Genomic DNA, 17,648 nt, shown 5'->3' on the forward strand with positions numbered 1-17,648 from the left:
TTGATTGGGTTGATTAGGTGAGTAGTTCATAAAGTTCAATTAAATGGTGATATTACCCCACTCACCTAATCAACCACTCACCAAAATCAAAACTGCCTATACTTCTCCGTCTGTTCAAATATGGCTGTTAATAAATTCTGTTCGATTTCATCAAAATCACGGTGATCGCGGCGGTCGAATACTTTCTGAGCGGTTTCAAACATTTTATTGATCAAATAAACTTCGAAGCCCTGCGCACCTCCCCATGAAAAGTCGGGCACAAAGTTACGCGGAAAACCTGCTCCAAAAACATTGGCCCCTACCCCTACTACTGTACCGGTATTAAACATGGTATTGATCCCGCTTTTTGCATGATCGGCCATAATGAGGCCGCAGAATTGGAGGCCCGTTTTACGGAAACGTTGTGTACTGTAATCCCAAAGTTTTACCTCGGCGTAGTTATTCTTCAGGTTTGAATTGTTTGTATCAGCGCCGATATTACACCATTCGCCTAAAACCGAGTTGCCAAGGTAGCCTTCGTGACCTTTTGACGAATATCCCCAAATTACCGAATTATTTATTTCGCCTCCAACCCGGCAATACGGCCCAACAGTGGTAGCACCATAAATCTTAGTCCCCATTTTCACCTGCGAATGTTCGCAAATAGCAAATGGCCCGCGGATATGGGTACCTTCCCAAATTTCGGTATTAGCCGAAAGGTAAATCGGTCCGTTAGTCGTGTTAAATGTTGAACATTCGGCAACAGCACCTTCTTCTGCAAAAAAATCGTCGCCTATAATAACGTTGGTTAAACTGATAGCAGCGCTTGTTCGTCCTTTAGTAAGCAGTTGAAAATCTTTACGAAGCTCGATGTCGTTCTTCCTGAAAATATCTTCAGGGTATTTGATCGATACAAAAAGGTTAGAATAGTTTATCACATCGCCAAAATCAGCGTTAACGTCAAAGCTTTCCGCATCCGCGGCATTAAGTTTAACAGCCATTAACTGATCATTGGATTTAAGCGCCTGACCTGTTTGCAGCTTATCAATCGCTTCAATCAGGTTTTCATCCGGACATACAGCGCCATTGACAAAAACGTTATCAGCCTCAATATTTACCGGGAACTTAATCTTTAGGTAATCAAGCGTATGAAAGGAATAGGCGCTTTTTAAATACCTGGCCCATTTTTCGGCAATGGTGAGCATCCCGATACGAAGATCGGCAACCGGCCGGGTATACGTAAGCGGTAACAGCGTATGGTGTGCGTTATCGTCAAAAAGGATAATTGCCATGGCGCAAAAATAAAAAAAGTCCCGACTGCAAAGCCGGGACTTGTAAATATTAATTAAACAAAAATTACTTTTTGTTGTAACGTGAGCGGAATTTGTCAATACGACCTGCAGTATCAACCAGTTTCATTTTACCGGTGTAGAACGGGTGCGAAGTGTGAGAAATCTCTAATTTAACCAATGGATATTCGTTACCATCTTCCCATTTAACGGTTTCGCGGGTATCGATGCAAGATTTAGTGATAAAAGAATAGTCGTTTGACATATCTTTAAATACAACTAACCTATAGTTTGATGGATGCAGATCTTTTTTCATTATATTATATAAACTTACCTTCTGTACTTTACTTAAAAGAGGTGCAAATGTAATAATAAAAGTGAAAACTGGAAAAGCAAATTAAAAATATTATCTGAATCAGAATTTACAGAATTTTAGGATTAACATAATACTAACCGCAACATGCCTAATTAAACTTAAGCATCTGTAAAACACGCTTTTCAATTCTATAAATTCTCAAATTCTGTAATTCTGATTCAGACAGCCATTTCCTGACACAACTCTACCAACACCCCATTAGCATTTTTGGGGTGCACAAAACATACCAGTTTATTGTCAGCCCCTTGTTTAGGCTTATCATTCAATAAAACAAAGCCTTCAGCTTTTAACCGTTTCATTTCCGCCTCAATATCATCTACCTCAAAAGCTATATGATGAATCCCCTCGCCTTTTTTCGCTATAAACTTGGCTATAGTGCTATCGTCGTTAAGCGCTTCGAGTAGTTCGATCTTATTAGGGCCGCTCTGCAGAAAAGCAGTAATCACATGTTCGCTTTCAACTGTTTCGGTTTTGTACACCGGTGTGTTCAACAGTTTAGCGTAAATCTCACCTGCTAATTTAACACTGTTAACTGCTATACCAATGTGCTCCACTTTGTTCATGTCCAAATATTGTAAATTATTGGTCAGCTTTGGTTATTTGCGAAGGAATTTAGCTGAATTTCAATAAAAACTTGCGTATCTTTGTTTTGTTAATATATTTCAAAAGGACTATGAATATCCCAATTTATTTAGATAACAATGCAACTACACCGATGGACCCAAGGGTACTGGAGGCTATGTTACCATATTTTAACGAAAAATTTGGTAATGCAGCAAGCCGTAACCACGCGTTTGGCTGGGTTGCAGAGGAGGCGGTTGATTACGCACGCGAACAGGTAGCCAAATTGATAGGCGCATCTGAAAAAGAGATCATCTTTACCTCTGGTGCTACAGAATCAGATAACCTTGCTATTAAAGGGGTGTTTGAAATGTACAAAGACAAAGGTAACCACATCATAACTACCGTTACAGAGCATAAAGCTGTACTTGATGCCTGCAAACACGTTGAAAAACTGGGCGGCAAAGTAACTTATTTGCCAGTTAAAGAAGATGGTTTGGTTGATCTTGCAGTTTTAGAAGCTGCAATGACGCCTGAAACCATCCTGGTATCTATTATGTATGGCAATAACGAAATTGGCGTTATTCAGCCAATTAAAGAAATTTCGGCCATAGCCCACAAACATGGTGCATTATTTATGACCGATGCTGTACAGGCTGTAGGTAAGATCCCTGTTGACGTTAATGCTGATGGTATTGATCTTTTGGCTTTATCAGCACACAAAATATATGGCCCTAAAGGTGTTGGCGCATTATATGTACGCCGTAAAGGACCAAGGGTTAAAGTTACAGCCCAAATGGACGGTGGCGGTCACGAACGCGGTATGCGTTCAGGCACCCTTAACGTACCGGGTATTGTTGGCTTAGGTAAAGCATGCGAACTTTGCGGCCAGGAAATGGAAAGCGAAGCAAAACGCCTTTCAGCTTTGCGCGATAAACTGCAATCGGCTTTAACCGTGTTAGAAGAAAGCTATGTAAACGGCAATGTTGAACACCGCTTACCACATGTTGCTAACATTTCATTTAAATATGTTGAGGGTGAAGGTTTGATGATGGCTATGAAAGATTTGGCTGTATCATCAGGTTCTGCTTGTACCTCTGCTTCATTGGAGCCATCATACGTACTGAAAAGCTTAGGCCTGTCTGACGATTTAGCGCACTCTTCTATCCGTTTTGGCTTAGGTCGTTTCACTACCGAAGAAGAAGTTGATTACGCAATTGAAGTAACCAAAAAAGCGGTTACCCACCTGCGCGACCTTTCACCACTTTGGGAAATGTTTAAAGAAGGTATCGACCTTAACTCAATTGAGTGGGCAGAACATTAATTTAATTTCGGATTTGGGATTTTCGGTTTCGGATTGACCATTTGCGAATTGACATACAAGAGTTTAAGAAACTCAAAACTTATAACTTACTACTTAAGAACTTTAAAAAAATGGCATATTCAGATAAAGTAATCGATCACTACACTAACCCCCGCAATGTGGGCACTTTGGATAAAAGCAGCCACAAAGTAGGTACCGGTTTAGTTGGTGCACCTGAGTGCGGCGACGTAATGCGCCTACAGATCCAGGTTGATGATAACAATGTTATCACCGATGCAAAATTTAAAACTTTCGGTTGCGGTTCAGCAATCGCTTCTTCATCATTAGCTACTGAGTGGCTTAAAGGCAAAAGCATTGATGATGCTATGAAAATCGACAACATGGACATCGTTGAAGAACTTGCCCTTCCACCGGTAAAAATCCACTGTTCAGTTTTGGCAGAGGATGCTATCAAAGCAGCGATCAATGATTTCCGCGTTAAAAACGGCTTAGCGCCAATTGAAAGCGAAAAAGTACATCACTAAGAAGATGTGAGATATTAGATGTGAGATTTGAGACTCATATCTGATTTGTATACGTATAATTGATTTTGATGATTTGCGGTGTGACTTGGTCTCATATCTCAAATCTCATATCTCAAATCTAAAAAAATGGTAACTGTAACTGATAAAGCAAAAAGCAAAATAGAACACCTGATGCAGGATGCAGGGCTTGATGCCTCGTACTTTCTGCGTGTATCTGTTCAGGGCGGTGGTTGCTCTGGCTTATCATACAATCTTGATTTTGATAACGAGGAAAAAAAAGGCGATCAGTTTTTTGAAGACCAAGGAGTCCGCATGGCACTTGATATGAAATCGTTCCTGTACCTTGCCGGTACCGAACTTGATTTTTCTGACGGTCTTAACGGTAAAGGCTTTAATTTCCACAACCCTAACGCCAGCCGTACATGCGGCTGCGGCGAAAGTTTTTCGGTATAAATTCAACCTTAAAATAATTGAAAAGAGGCGCGATGAGCGCCTCTTTTTGTTTTACAATCTGCCGCGGGCTTTCACAAGCGCGGGGTTTAACATGGCTTCAGCTTTCAGCTGAACTCACTAAAACATATCCTCTGCTATAACACCATCAGGTACAACCTGCTCTACACTCCAGTGTTCTGCAATTTTATCATTAGCCACCCTGAATATCTCATAAAATACAAACGTTTTGCCATCCCTGTTAAACTGTGATTGGGCTGCCACGAAATCCCCTTCAGCAATGAGCCTATGAATTTTAACAGATCGATCAGGCTCCGAAAGATAGCCTGCCAATCCCACACCTGACGCGATTACAGAAGCAGCATGCTCAACGTAAGCGGTATCAATAAACAGATTATCAGATTGTTTATTTACAACCGATTTATAAAACTGATCAACAATAGACCTGCTATTTTCTGTGGAAGCATTATGATCAATTTCAGTTGTGCCATTAGTAGCAGTGACTGTTTTCCCGCTTTCATCGGGCAAAGGCTGGATAGCATCCCAGTGCTCTGTTAACATACCGTCCTCTAACTTAAACAGGTCGATAACAGCCATACGCCTCCCCAAAAATGAAATATCAAGGTGAGTTGCTACTAAGTCGCCATCCTGTATCGCTCTTACAATTGGCGACTTTGCATCCTGCGGTGGTGGCGGTAAAGTTTTCAGGTAATTGATCATTTCGGTTATGCCTGCCCTCCCCTGTTTAACGGTTGGGTTGTGCTGCTTATAGTTTTCAACTATAAATTCGGGGATCAGCTCTGTTTTACGTTGCCCTACCATTTGTTTATAAAAGGACAATACTTTTTGTTTATTGGTTATGGTATCCATACAGGTATCAGACTTTGCATCACGGGCAGCGCATATTAAAATGCAGCATATGCCCAAAGTAAATACTTGAGTAATTTTCATTACCGGTTAAATAAAATTGATTGGAAATTTTGAAACAATACAAAACACTGCCGCGAATGCAGCGTGTCACCAAACCTGTATCAACAGGCCGGGCCCTTAGGCAACCCTTGTTTTATATGTGGAGATAGTAATTATGCAGTGAAGATAGTGAAAGTTTGAAGATTATAAAAGAATGTCATTGCGCAGCGTAGCAATCGCACAGAAGCTTTGCCGCTCTGTATAGTATGCGATTGCCACGTTACGCTCACAATGACATCGAGGCCAATCAAAAAACCTTGATCACCTGCCCTGTAATGGCGCCAAGCACGCTTTTAACGTAAGCGTTAGCTACCTTATCCATGGCAACAGGCTCGTGGCCGGGGAAGTATTCAAAATAGCTTGGCGAATCTTCAACAACACCCGGACTTACGGCGTTGATCCGCACACCATTTTGCAATTCAATGGCCGCACTTATTACAAAGGAATTTAGCCCACCGTTAATGGTACCCAAATTTACGCCGTTTACAACCGGATCTTCCGATAGGATACCTGAGGTAAGCGTAAATGAGCCCTTAGGATTAATATGATGCTGGCCTATCAGTACAAGATTTACCTGCCCAAGTAGCTTGCTTTCAATTCCTTTTTTGAAATCGGCAGGGGTTGTACTCGCCAGTGGGCCGAAATGCCCCGATCCGGTAGTACTCACCAACGCATCAAACGGGCCAACCTTTTCATAAAATCTTTCAATCGATTCGGGCGAAGTAATATCCAATTGAAAATCACCACTTTTTGAGCCTGCAGTAATAATTTCGTTTTTGCCTTGCAATGCTTCGGTAACTTTTTTGCCAATAGTGCCCGAAGCACCAATGATAATTATCTTCATAGTATATGTTTTTTGTACAAGTTAATAACTGTTTGCTTAAATGCGTATCATCACAAAGTAAAACACACCCCGTCTGTCAAATACCTGTATCAATGCTTGTTTTTATAAAAATAGATTTAGATTTGTTCCAATATCCCATTATATAAATGAGTAAAAATACCGAGCTTTCAACTGTTCCAAGTTTCATTCGCAATACCGTTGCCAAAATCCATCCTTTAGATCATACTTTCCTGCTCCATAAAGTTAAAGATACCTGGGTGGAGATCAGCTACGGTGAGGCCTTAGAAAAAATAGACGCGATTTCGGCCTGGTTCCTGCACATCGGTATCAGGAAGGGCGACAGGCTCTCGCTCATCATTGAAAACGGGCCCAATTACGTTTATTATGATCAGGCCCTGCAACAGATTGGTGCCGTTAACACCTCTATATACCCCACCCTTACCGAAAACGAGATAGAATATATCCTAAATGATTCGGGGGCTCGTACTATCATTTGCGGCAACCCTTTCCTGTTCAGGAAAGTTTTAAAAGTGGCAAACAACTGTCCGGAGCTGATCCGCCTGATCCCGGCATTTGATGATTTTGAAAAATTCAGCGATAAGGTAAGCTTAAACGCCGGCGTAATTGGTTTTGACCAGGTGATTGCCGAAGGCAGCAAATTGCTTGAGCAATACCGCCACGCTATTAATGCCGCACGTGAAGCTATCTTAACAACTGATACTTCATGCCTCATTTATACTTCGGGGACAACAGGGGTACCTAAAGGCGTGGTACTAACCCACCATAACCTCACGCAAAACGCTATCAATAGCCTTATCCAGATTCCGTTTGTTGAAAAAACTGATAGATTTCTGTCGTTCCTGCCCCTATCGCACGTATTTGAACGCACCATTTATCACATAGCCATTTACCGTGGCTCGCAAATAGCCTTTGCCCAAAGTTTGGAGCTATTGGCCAAAAACATGGCCGAAGTTAAGCCTACTATACTTTGCTGCGTGCCGCGGCTACTGGAACGTATTCATGACAAAGCCATCAAAAGTGGCACATCGGCAGGCGGCCTCAAAACCAAAATCTTCCTTTGGGCATTTGAAATCGGTAAAAAAGTGCGCCTGGTTCAGGAATCCGGTAAATCGCCAAATGTTATTCTAAAAGCACAACACGGCATTGCTGAGAAACTGGTATTCAGCAAGATCAAGGAAAAAACCGGCGGACGGCTGAAATTCATGGTATCAGGAGGCGGAGCACTGCCTAAAAACATTGGTGAATTTTTTGGCGACCTGGGCATTGTAATTTTAGAAGGTTTTGGCTTAACCGAAACATCACCTGTAATGGCGGTTACAGAACGCCACCGGGTAATTTATGGCACCGTTGGCCGTATTATTCCCGGTATTGAAGTGGCTATCCAAAATGTGGATACCAAACATATTTACAGCATACAAACACACGATAACTTTAAAGAAGATACCCTTACCGAAGAAGGCGAGATCATTGTTCGCGGGCATTGCGTAATGAAAGGCTACTGGAACAAGCCCGAAGAAACCGCCACCGTTATTGATTCGCACGGCTGGTTCCATACCGGCGATATCGGCAGGTTTTTCCGCGGCAATCTTCAAATTACTGATCGTCTCAAAAATATGCTGGTGAACGCTTACGGTAAAAATATCTACCCTACTCCGGTAGAAAATACCTACCTCAAAAGCCCCAAAATTGAACAGGTATTTTTAGTGGGCGATAAACGCGAATACATTGCCGCCATCATTGTGCCGGCACGCGAGACTCTGCAGGAAACTTTTAACATCCAGGATGATTTCTTCGAACGCCCTGAAGTATTCATTGACGATAAAGAAATAGTTGACTGGATAGGCGCCGACATCCGGAAACACAGCAATGAACTGGCTAAGTTTGAGCGCATCAAATCATTTAAGATAAAACGCAATCCTTTCAGCATGGATGAGGGCGAGATCACCCCTACCATGAAAGCCAAACGCAAAGTCATCGAAAAGAAATATGCAGCTGATATTGATGAGCTGTATGCCGGCGAAACGGAGGAAGATTAAGCGGAACCATGATTTTTAGGATTTAGGGATTTCTTGATATGTTATGCATTCGGGAGATTCCTTTATCGAATTAATCATGCTTTATTTCAATAAAATAGTAAACTATCAAGAAATCCTAAAATCAAGCACATCAGGGTTCTGATATTTTTTACTAAATTTGTTAGCATGAAGCGATCCGGCAGTGCTGACTTACCTTTACATTATGGCTATGTACCGCAATGGCTTGCCGAGCGCATGGCTAAACTTGGCCTTGCTGTGGTGGAAACCATTGTAATGGACTATGGTAAGGATGAAGTGCTTCGCCGGCTAAGCGATCCTTTTTGGTTTCAGAGTTTGGGCGCTGTTATGGGGATGGACTGGCATTCCTCGGGCATAACCACTTCTGTAATGGGAGCTTTAAAAAAGTCCATTAACCCGCATAGTCGCGAATTGGGCATTTATATCTGTGGCGGTAAAGGTAAACACTCTACTCAAACACCTGCCGAACTGGTTAAGGTTAGCCAAACCACCGGGCTTGATGCAAATTACCTGGTGAAATGCAGCAAGCTGAGCGCCAAAGTTGATAATACTGCCATGCAGGATGGCTTCCAGCTTTACACGCATAATTTTATTTTAAGCGATACCGGCAAATGGGCCGTGGTGCAGCAAGGCATGAGCGATGTAAGCCGTACGGCCCGCAGATACCACTGGCATTCCGAACAGTTAAGCTCATTTGTTAACGACCCGCATACTTTTATCTATGGTAAGAACAGCGGCTATATCCTGAACATGACAGATAAGGAAGCGGATGGTTCGCGCAATGGTGTTATGCAGATTGCCGCTGAAAACCCGGGCATCATGATCAACGAGATCAGTAAACTGGTGATGCCCAGCCATCATGAAGTACATGCCAAAGATGTCGACCTGAAACGCCTTGGTGCCGTACTTTGGCTGGCTCATGAAAAACAACCCAAAGATTTTGAAGATCTGCTATTGCTGCAAGGCTTAGGGCCCCGCACCTTACAGTCGCTGGCCCTGGTAAGTGAAGTGATCCATGGCACACCATCCCGGTTTAAAGACCCGGCGAGGTTTTCCTTTGCTCATGGTGGTAAAGATGGCGCCCCATTCCCGGTGCCTACCAAAGTTTATGACGAAACCTTAAGCACCCTGCAAACGGCTATTCAAAAGGCAAAAATGGGCAACAGCGATAAAAATGAAGCTATCAAACGCCTTTCCCAAATAGCCGAAAGGGCTGAAAAAGATTTCACGCCCAATGCCAACTTTGATAAAGTTATTGAAAAGGAACGTAACGACTCGTGGAAATATGGGGGCCGTACCGTTTTTGGCAAAGCCAAACCACCTGTTGAGCAGCAATTAAAGTTATTTTAATGTACTGCCAATCAGTTTTGCAGAATCTAAATGAGCCTGTAAACCAGGTAACATTTTATTTGCAAAATCGGCAAGGCTTGTATTTCTCCGGTCTTTTCCTGCTGTTTTGTATAAAGCTATTTGTTCAGTATGATCGTTTATAACCAATTGGATATAAGCCCTGTCAAACGCGCCGGCACGTTTTGTATCCAAATCATTAATAATTTGCTGATGCATAGGGCTAATAACAACCGAATCGGCAATAAAATTATCGGTCCTTAATTTTTTGAAATCATCTGCCAGCATGGTATGGTCAACAATCATGAGCTTGGCAAATTGAATCACGCGTTGATTTTTTGAATTGGCGATTGCCAAACCAGATGCTTTCACAGAGGCGAGGGTTGATTCTTCCCCGTTTTTAATAAACAATAAACAGTTGTCGTCAACCAGGGCCTTGTTATAATTATTGGCATGCCGGTTACTTTGACATGATTGCGCTATCACTAAAGCAAACAGGAATAATAAAAAGCTGGTTAATCGGCTCATGTTAATAGTTTAGTGTTTCAATATAACAAAAAAAAGTCGCTGTGGTTTTTTATCCTTATTCCACCTAAACTCAGCATCTAATCATCGTTTAAAACAGCTTGTTCATAGGTATTAAAAGTTAATATTTTACTGCCAATGGCCGCCTCAAAAAGAAACGGATTGTCAGTTTAAACATACACATGGGTTTTAAAAAAACACACTTGTATTTATAGTTAATCTTTTTTATATTTAAATTAATTCGCTTAACAGCTGAAGTTATAAAAATGTTAAAGTGCAACTATTTTAGTTCATAATTGTAACCAACTCAGCATTAGGAAATTGAATTTTACAGCCCTTAACAATCCTGACGAAACAGAAGCTACTTTGTAAATATTTAACTACAAACCAACAAGGGGCATCAATGTTGAGGCAATTTAAAATGAATAACTAAACAAAAACCTTTACACTATGGCCAGCTCCGAAAAAATCACTTGTTATTGCTTCAATAAAGATTGCGCTAACTCCATATATAACGATGCCACCTGCTTATCGATACAAGTACCGCTTGAGGTTGCGTTATCACGTACGTTGAATTGTATTGAATGCGGCACCGAACTTTTGTCCCCGTTACTTATCGAAATCAAAAAAGATATACTCAATCTTATTAAAGACGATCAGCACCGTTCGGTTGCTATCATTGATGATGACATAATTTTTCATGAAACGGTTAAAATCATATTGAAAGATAATTGGTTAAATGCAAGCTTTTATATGGATCCGGAACCTGTTTACCAAGCATTATATAACAACCATAATAAACGTGCAGAAATACCCAACATTATTTTTCTTGACCTCGATATGCCGGGAATGGATGGGCGGGAATTTTTAAAATTATTCAATAACATTTACAGTTCATTAGTAAAACCTGTTTCGGTTTACATTATTTCAAACTCCGTTGATCCTGCCGATCAGAAACGAGCTAAAGCATACCCCTTTGTTAAAAGCTTTATTTCAAAACCATTAACAAGGCATTTTTTGGGTAAGATAAATGAAGAGCTTTCAAGGAACACTATTGTTATTGAAGCAAAACAGGCACCTAATTGGCAACAATAAATTGTTAATCAGGATATGAAAAGGGAACATTCAAGTTCCCTTTTGTGTTTGTGTAATTACATAAAAGCCAGGGCTAAGCTTTACCTTTGCAAATGGACTATTTTAAAAAACTGCTCAGTTTATTACAAACTGAGCAGAACGAAGACCGCCAGGCTTACCTCAAACTAACTGAAACATCTTCAACTGCCGAACGCCGGACAGCAGGGCTTACATGGTACCCCATATCCATAAAAGGCACCGAAATAGGCCGCGGCGATTACCTTACTGTTGAGGTGGAACGGCCTTCGCACCAGGACCTTAGTCACCAGTTCAGGTTCGGCGCTTCGGCAGCATTGTTCTCCAACCATGATCCTAAAACCGATCGTGTAAACGGCACAGTATCATACCAGGGCGGCAACCGGCTAAAATTAACTTTGAATACCGACGAGCTGCCCGACTGGACCAGGAGCGGCAAGCTTGGCATCGACCTGCTGTTTGATGATAATAGCTATGACGAGATGCAGAAGGCGCTCAAACTATCTGCCAAGCTTATTGATGATCATAAAGAAGGCCACCTCACCCGGGTGTTAACCGGCCAAAGTGTGCCTGCTTTTATCCCCGAAACAATTCATTACCCACTTAATGGTTTAAACGCTTCACAACAGCAGGCTGTTCAAAAAATAATTGAAGCACAGGAGCTCGCCATAGTTCACGGCCCTCCGGGCACTGGTAAAACAACTACGCTTGTACAGGCTATCAAGGCACTTATCAGGCAAAACAAACAACAGATCCTTGTTGTAGCGCCAAGTAATACAGCGGTTGATTTGCTAAGCGAAAAGCTGAGCAATGAAGATCTGAATGTACTGCGTATAGGTAATCCGGCAAGAGTATCCGAAAGGCTGATGGCCTTAACCTTAGATAACAGGATAAGTGCCCATAGCGATATGAAGGAGATTAAAAAACTTAAAAAGCAGGCTTCAGAGTATAAGAATATGGCGCACAAATACAAGCGTAATTTTGGCAAAGCCGAACGCGACCAGCGCAAGGCGCTTTTTGAAGCAGCGCACCAGCTTATTAAAGAAGTTGATAAAACCGAACAATTTATTACCGAGGACCTGCTTGCTAAAGCTCAGATAATTACAGCAACCCTTGTAGGCGCCAACCATTATACCATCCGCAATTTAAAATTCCATACGGTAGTTATTGACGAAGCCGGTCAGGCGCTTGAACCCGCCTGTTGGATCCCGATATCGAAGGCGCAAAAAGTGATCTTTGCCGGTGACCATTTGCAGCTCCCTCCTACCATCAAATCGCAACAGGCAGGTAAGGATGGCCTTAGCACTACCCTGCTCGAAAAATGTGTTACCCTCCACCCCGGAGCGGTGATATTGCTCGAAGAACAGTATCGTATGAATGAAGCAATCATGGGTTTTTCATCAAAAGAGTTTTATGGCAACAGGTTAAAGGCACACCCCACCGTTGCCCACCAGCTGTTATTTCCGAGCGATTTGCCCCTAAGCTTCGTTGATACCGCAGGCTGTGGTTACGACGAGAAACAGGAAGGCACCAGCACCGTAAATCCCGAAGAGGCCGCATTTCTGTTCAAACACCTGCATAAGCTGGTTAGCGAACTCACGGGATCTTATTCAACAGAAAACTTCCCAACGATAGCAGTTATTTCCCCATACAAGGAGCAGATCAGGATTTTAAACCAATTGTTACTGGATTCACCGGAGTTGCTGATTTATGCTGATAAAATTGCCGTGAACACGATTGATAGTTTCCAGGGGCAGGAACGCGACGTGGTTTACGTCAGCCTCACACGCAGCAATACCAACGGAGAGATAGGCTTCCTGAACGATATCCGCCGCATGAACGTGGCCATGACCCGCGCCCGCAAAAAACTGGTAATGATCGGCGATAGTTCAACGCTTGCGTATGCTCCTTTTTATGGAGATATGATCAGTTATGCGGAACAGCTAAACGGCTATCAAAGCGCATGGGATTACGCAGGCTACGATTAAACGTCAATTGTTTGTTACATAAGCCTTAGCCCCATTCCAGCATAGGATAATGGTTAAATTTATCCTTTCATTATTATCCACGCCTGTATGAATTTTAAAGCACACTATTTAACAAAACTCATCACGCTCGCAAGCTTTTTTATCTTTTTAGGGCAAACAAACAAAGTATCGGCCCAGGTCACTACCGATGATCCGCATCTGGGCATTATCCCTGCCCCTGCTTCCATTACCAAAAATAGCGGCACGTTTACATTTAGCCAGCTTATAGCAATCAAGGCTGATAATCCGAAAGATAAAGCTGTTTTATGGCTAAAAAGCTATCTGCAGGATACCCGGCACCTGAATATTAAAGTAGCTAAATACAATTCAAAGCTTAAAGCCGCAAAAAGCAGGGGGCTAATATTAACAGCAAAGGGAGCCAATAAATTGCCCGTGGAAGGTTATAAACTAACTATCACACCACGTAATATCATCATAGTTGGTAAGGATGCAGGCCTGTTTTACGGTATCCAAACCTTGTTGCAACTTTTTCCGGTTGAAAACGCTGCCGTTTACAAATTACCTTGCACGATAATTGAAGATTCGCCCCGCTTTGGATACCGGGGAATGATGCTGGATGTATCGCGTCATTTCTTCACCATTCCGCAGGTAAAAAAGGTGATCGAACTTATCGCTTCTTACAAACTCAATACCTTTCACTGGCATTTGGTTGATGGCCAGGGATGGCGTATCGAAATCAAAAAATATCCTAAACTTACGCAGGTGGGTGCATTCCGTCAGCAAACCATGTTTGGCAGCAACCGCGACTGGCCCGATTCGCTTAGCTACGGCGGATTCTATACGCAGGAACAGATCAGGGACGTGGTAAAATTCGCTGCAGACAGGTATATCAATGTCATCCCGGAAATTGAAATGCCTGCACATTCAGAAGCTGCCTTACGTGCCTATCCCGAGTTTAAATGCGATACCGTTGCTGGCCAGAAAGCCCCGCGCGATATTAACAATCTATACTGCCCTACCGAGCAAACTTTTACCTTTTTACAGGATGTACTTACCGAAGTTATGGCGCTATTCCCAAGCAAATACATCCACATTGGTGGCGACGAAGCCGGCAAGGAACCATGGAAACAATCGGCATTTTGCCAGGCTTTGATGAAGGAAAAAGGCCTGAAAGATGAAAAAGAACTGCAAAGCTATTTTATCCAAAGAATAGAAAAATTCATCAATTCCAAAGGCCGCAGCATTATAGGCTGGGATGAGATATTAGAAGGCGGCCTCGCCCCTAACGCCACTGTAATGAGCTGGCAGGGCGAGGAAGGCGGCATTAACGCTGCCCATCAAAAACATAATGTGATCATGACACCGCAAACCACCGGTAATTACTTTGATCATTATCAAAGCAGTTCGCCGCAGGAGTCGGTTTCATTTGGCCGTTACGCCACCTTAGAGGAAACTTACAATTATGATCCTGTTTCAAAGCAATTGACTCCCGACGAACAGAAATATGTAATAGGCACCCAGGGCAACCTTTGGACGGAGTATGTGCCTACAGTAGCGAAGCTTCAATACCAGATCTTGCCAAGGGTATTCGCCCTTTCAGAAGTAGCCTGGAGTAAGCCGGAGAACAAGGACTATACCAATTTTTCTGAAGTAAGGCTTGCCAAACACTTTGCAAGGCTTGATGCCATGAACTATAATTACCGTGTGCCAACCGCGTTAACTACTATTGATACCATGGTTATAGGCCCTCATTTTGTTTACATGCTAAAATCAGTGGTGCCCAGCGCCAGGATCTATTATACATTGAACGGACGCGATCCCCTGGATACTGATCTGCAGTACGACGGGCCCATCACGTTCTCCATTCCGCAAAACGAAAAACGGGAATTGAGGACAAGGGTAATTACGCCTTCAGGTCGCCGCAGCATAGCCACACGCACTTTAATGTATAATAAAACACTGATGCCTGCTGTAAATTACACAGTCAATATGCCAGGGCTTAAATATAAATGGGCAAAAAACATGTTCACTTCGCCCGATCAGCTTAATTACGTTACCGCACAGGATTCATCAGCAACCAATAAACTGGATGCCGAGCTTTTGAAAAAAGACAACCCGAATTTTGGTGTAGTTTATGACGGTTACGTGAATATATTGGCCGATGGTACTTATAACTTTACCCTTGCAAGTTATGCCGCCAGTCAATTATTTATTGATGGCGTACAACTAACAGAAGCCGAATATGCGCTGCCACTGGCGAAAGGTTTTCATCAATTAAAGGTAAAGTATATATACAACGCACCGCCTCCCCCAACCGGCAGGTACAGGCAACGTGCAGCACCACTTAAAGTATATGTTACCGCACCCGGAAGTTTTGAAAAGAAGGAGCTTAACGCAGCCGATCTTTATTATTGATACATGGAATTAGGTATTAGCACCTTTGGTGAGATCCACCCCGACGGAACGAGCGGCAACGCTGTAAACGCCCATAAGCGGGTTCAGGAGTTATTGGAAGAAGTAAAGCTGGCCGATGAGGTTGGCCTTGATGTATATGCCTTCGGCGAACACCATAGGCCCGATTTTGTGATCTCGGCACCCGAAATATTGATATCAGCAGCAGCCGCTATTACCAAAAACATCCGGCTGTCAAGTTCGGTTACCGTATTGAGTTCAGTCGACCCTGTGCGTACATTTCAAAATTTCGCCACCGCCGATCTGGTATCTGGCGGTCGCGTGGAGATGATAGCCGGTCGGGGTTCCTTTATTGAATCTTTCCCGCTTTTTGGTTTCGACCTGAATGATTACGATGCATTATTTACCGAGAAACTCGAAATGTTTTTGCAGATCAACAAGCAGGAAATTGTTTCGTGGCAGGGTAATTTCCGGGCACCAATCCGAAACCAGGGTGTATATCCTCGTCCGCTGCAACAGGAAATTCCGGTTTGGATTGGCGTTGGCGGAACCCCTGCCTCAGCTAAACGGGCAGGAGCGCTTAACCTCCCTATGATCATCGCTATTTTGGGTAGCGCGCCAAAACATTTTGTACCCTTTGTCGAACTTTATCGCGAGTCGGCAGCCAAAGCAGGGCACGATGTAAGCAAGCTCCAATTGGCCATCAGTTCGCAATTTTATATTGCCGGAACCTCACAACAGGCAGCCGACGAGTTTTATCCAAGCTACGAAGCCCTCATGACCCGCGTTGGCAAAGACAGGGGTTGGTCGCCCATGACAAGGGAACAATTTGAGTACCTGCGCGATTTTGGGCCTTTGGTGGTAGGCGATCCTCAACAGGCTATTGACAAAATCATGCAGCAATATGAGCTTTTTGGCAATACCCGTTTCGTGGCCCAGTTGGTAACCGGTTTTACCAAACACAAGGATATTTTAAAAACAATTGAACTTTACGGTACCCGGGTTGCCCCTGTTGTACGCAAAGAAACCAAGGCAAAAGCTTAAGCTTTTGTCTTGGTTAAAAATTCTTCAATAATAGCGACGGCCGGGTAATCTCCATCTCCGCGGCGATCCTCAATCTCACCTATATAATCGCCGTGGCCTGCAGGCAAAATACAAAGCTGCGCATCGGGAAGCATGCGGAATAGCTCAAGCGTATGCTCAGGCCTGATCACGTCCTTATCCCCGGCTATAACCAACGCGGGCATAGTGATGGAACGGATTGCGTCATCGCTCCAATCCTGGAAAGCCTGCATCCGGTGAAGGTCACGCTTGTGCATTACTTCTAATGCGGCCTGATCATTGTTTATGGCGAGGAATGCGTCCTGCAAAGGTTTGGGCATACTGTCAAGGGTCGCGTTCTTCATAAAATCCCAAAACCAGTCATCAAAACCACTGCGTTTATAGAACGAAGAAGCAATCACTATTTTATGAACCAATTGTGGATGCCTGATGGCTACCTGCATGGCGGTGTTACCTCCGTTGCTAAAACCCATAATATCGGCCTGTTTTATGTCCAATTGCTTAAGCAAAACAGCTACGTCATCTGCATCTTGTTCAAATGAGGTAGGTACACCTCTATCGGGCGTACGGCCATGCGCCTGCAGATCAACCCCTATAACCTGGTGATTTTTCGCAAAGCTCGACAATACCCTGCCAAAAGTAACGCCGATATCTGAACCACCGCCATGAATCAATACCAGCGGGAAGCCTTCGCCGTGAATTTCATAATACATTTTCAGGCCGTTAACAACGGCATAGTTACCCGCAATATTTGTTTGTGCCATATCCATAGGTTTTTATTTCAATACAAACTTAGCAGTATGAAGATAAGGC

At 43.1% G+C, this 17,648-nt stretch carries 16 protein-coding genes; 9 read left to right on the forward strand and 7 right to left on the reverse strand.

Annotation, left to right across the window (positions count from 1 at the left end; all coding sequences use genetic code 11):
• Nucleotides 1–86 precede the first annotated feature (86 nt).
• From DIU38_RS13280 to mce, 3 genes are all read right to left on the reverse strand, one after another.
• The gene (locus DIU38_RS13280) at nt 87–1,271 is read right to left on the reverse strand and encodes a GlmU family protein (RefSeq protein WP_112655199.1); all 1,185 of its coding nucleotides are present in this window, start codon (nt 1,269–1,271) and stop codon (nt 87–89) included.
• Nucleotides 1,272–1,335: 64 nt separating this feature from the next.
• Nucleotides 1,336–1,584 carry a type B 50S ribosomal protein L31 gene (locus DIU38_RS13285; protein ID WP_090524811.1) on the reverse strand — a complete coding sequence of 83 codons (249 nt, stop codon included), beginning with the start codon at nt 1,582–1,584 and terminating at the stop codon, nt 1,336–1,338.
• A gap of 218 nt (nt 1,585–1,802) precedes the next feature.
• Entirely contained in the window at nt 1,803–2,207 is a 405-nt protein-coding gene (mce, locus tag DIU38_RS13290; RefSeq protein WP_112655201.1) for a methylmalonyl-CoA epimerase, read from the reverse strand.
• A gap of 110 nt (nt 2,208–2,317) precedes the next feature.
• Between mce and DIU38_RS13295 the strand changes: the two genes are divergently transcribed.
• From DIU38_RS13295 to DIU38_RS13305, 3 genes are all read left to right on the forward strand, one after another.
• Nucleotides 2,318–3,529, forward strand: coding sequence for an IscS subfamily cysteine desulfurase (locus tag DIU38_RS13295; RefSeq protein WP_112655203.1), 1,212 nt, complete (start codon nt 2,318–2,320; stop codon nt 3,527–3,529).
• Nucleotides 3,530–3,639: 110 nt separating this feature from the next.
• A complete protein-coding gene (gene iscU, locus DIU38_RS13300) occupies nt 3,640–4,053 on the forward strand; it encodes a Fe-S cluster assembly scaffold IscU (RefSeq protein ID WP_076378185.1) in 414 nt (137 codons plus the stop codon).
• Nucleotides 4,054–4,179: 126 nt separating this feature from the next.
• Entirely contained in the window at nt 4,180–4,506 is a 327-nt protein-coding gene (locus DIU38_RS13305) for a HesB/IscA family protein (RefSeq protein ID WP_090526181.1), read from the forward strand.
• 117 nt (nt 4,507–4,623) lie between these two features.
• On the opposite strand, the gene DIU38_RS13310 is transcribed toward DIU38_RS13305, so the two are convergent.
• Entirely contained in the window at nt 4,624–5,454 is an 831-nt protein-coding gene (locus DIU38_RS13310) for a nuclear transport factor 2 family protein (RefSeq protein ID WP_112655205.1), read from the reverse strand.
• Between the two features lie 265 nt (nt 5,455–5,719).
• Nucleotides 5,720–6,316: a short chain dehydrogenase gene (locus DIU38_RS13315; protein ID WP_112655207.1), complete on the reverse strand. Its 597-nt coding sequence runs from the start codon at nt 6,314–6,316 to the stop codon at nt 5,720–5,722.
• Between the two features lie 146 nt (nt 6,317–6,462).
• Here DIU38_RS13315 and DIU38_RS13320 point away from each other — a divergent pair, with 146 nt between their 5' ends.
• Together DIU38_RS13320 and DIU38_RS13325 are read left to right on the forward strand one after the other, a co-directional pair.
• Nucleotides 6,463–8,373 (forward strand): AMP-dependent synthetase/ligase, encoded by a 1,911-nt coding sequence (locus DIU38_RS13320; RefSeq protein WP_112655209.1) that lies wholly within the window; start codon nt 6,463–6,465, stop codon nt 8,371–8,373.
• Nucleotides 8,374–8,538: 165 nt separating this feature from the next.
• Nucleotides 8,539–9,741 carry a DUF763 domain-containing protein gene (locus tag DIU38_RS13325; protein WP_112655211.1) on the forward strand — a complete coding sequence of 401 codons (1,203 nt, stop codon included), beginning with the start codon at nt 8,539–8,541 and terminating at the stop codon, nt 9,739–9,741.
• Here DIU38_RS13325 and DIU38_RS13330 read toward each other — a convergent pair.
• Nucleotides 9,733–10,266, reverse strand: coding sequence for a DUF4142 domain-containing protein (locus tag DIU38_RS13330; protein ID WP_112655213.1), 534 nt, complete (start codon nt 10,264–10,266; stop codon nt 9,733–9,735). The two genes, DIU38_RS13325 and DIU38_RS13330, sit on opposite strands and share 9 nt — an antisense overlap.
• Before the next feature lie 447 nt (nt 10,267–10,713).
• Here DIU38_RS13330 and DIU38_RS13335 point away from each other — a divergent pair, with 447 nt between their 5' ends.
• The 4 genes from DIU38_RS13335 to DIU38_RS13350 all read left to right on the forward strand — a co-directional run bounded on the left by DIU38_RS13335 (nt 10,714) and on the right by DIU38_RS13350 (nt 16,817).
• On the forward strand, nt 10,714–11,358 hold the full coding sequence (locus tag DIU38_RS13335; RefSeq protein ID WP_112655215.1) for a response regulator: 645 nt from the start codon (nt 10,714–10,716) through the stop codon (nt 11,356–11,358).
• 92 nt (nt 11,359–11,450) lie between these two features.
• Nucleotides 11,451–13,361 carry an AAA domain-containing protein gene (locus DIU38_RS13340; RefSeq protein ID WP_112655217.1) on the forward strand — a complete coding sequence of 637 codons (1,911 nt, stop codon included), beginning with the start codon at nt 11,451–11,453 and terminating at the stop codon, nt 13,359–13,361.
• An 87-nt stretch (nt 13,362–13,448) separates the two neighbouring features.
• The gene (locus tag DIU38_RS13345; protein WP_167516165.1) at nt 13,449–15,776 is read left to right on the forward strand and encodes a family 20 glycosylhydrolase; all 2,328 of its coding nucleotides are present in this window, start codon (nt 13,449–13,451) and stop codon (nt 15,774–15,776) included.
• A gap of 3 nt (nt 15,777–15,779) precedes the next feature.
• Entirely contained in the window at nt 15,780–16,817 is a 1,038-nt protein-coding gene (locus DIU38_RS13350) for an Atu2307/SP_0267 family LLM class monooxygenase (RefSeq protein ID WP_112655219.1), read from the forward strand.
• On the opposite strand, the gene DIU38_RS13355 is transcribed toward DIU38_RS13350, so the two are convergent.
• Complete coding sequence (locus DIU38_RS13355) at nt 16,814–17,599, reverse strand: alpha/beta fold hydrolase (protein ID WP_243770751.1); 786 nt, start codon at nt 17,597–17,599, stop codon at nt 16,814–16,816. The two genes, DIU38_RS13350 and DIU38_RS13355, sit on opposite strands and share 4 nt — an antisense overlap.
• Nucleotides 17,600–17,648: the final 49 nt, after the last annotated feature.

It is taken from the genome of Mucilaginibacter metallidurans (assembly GCF_003286435.2).
Classification (GTDB): Bacteria; Bacteroidota; Bacteroidia; order Sphingobacteriales; family Sphingobacteriaceae; genus Mucilaginibacter; species Mucilaginibacter gossypii.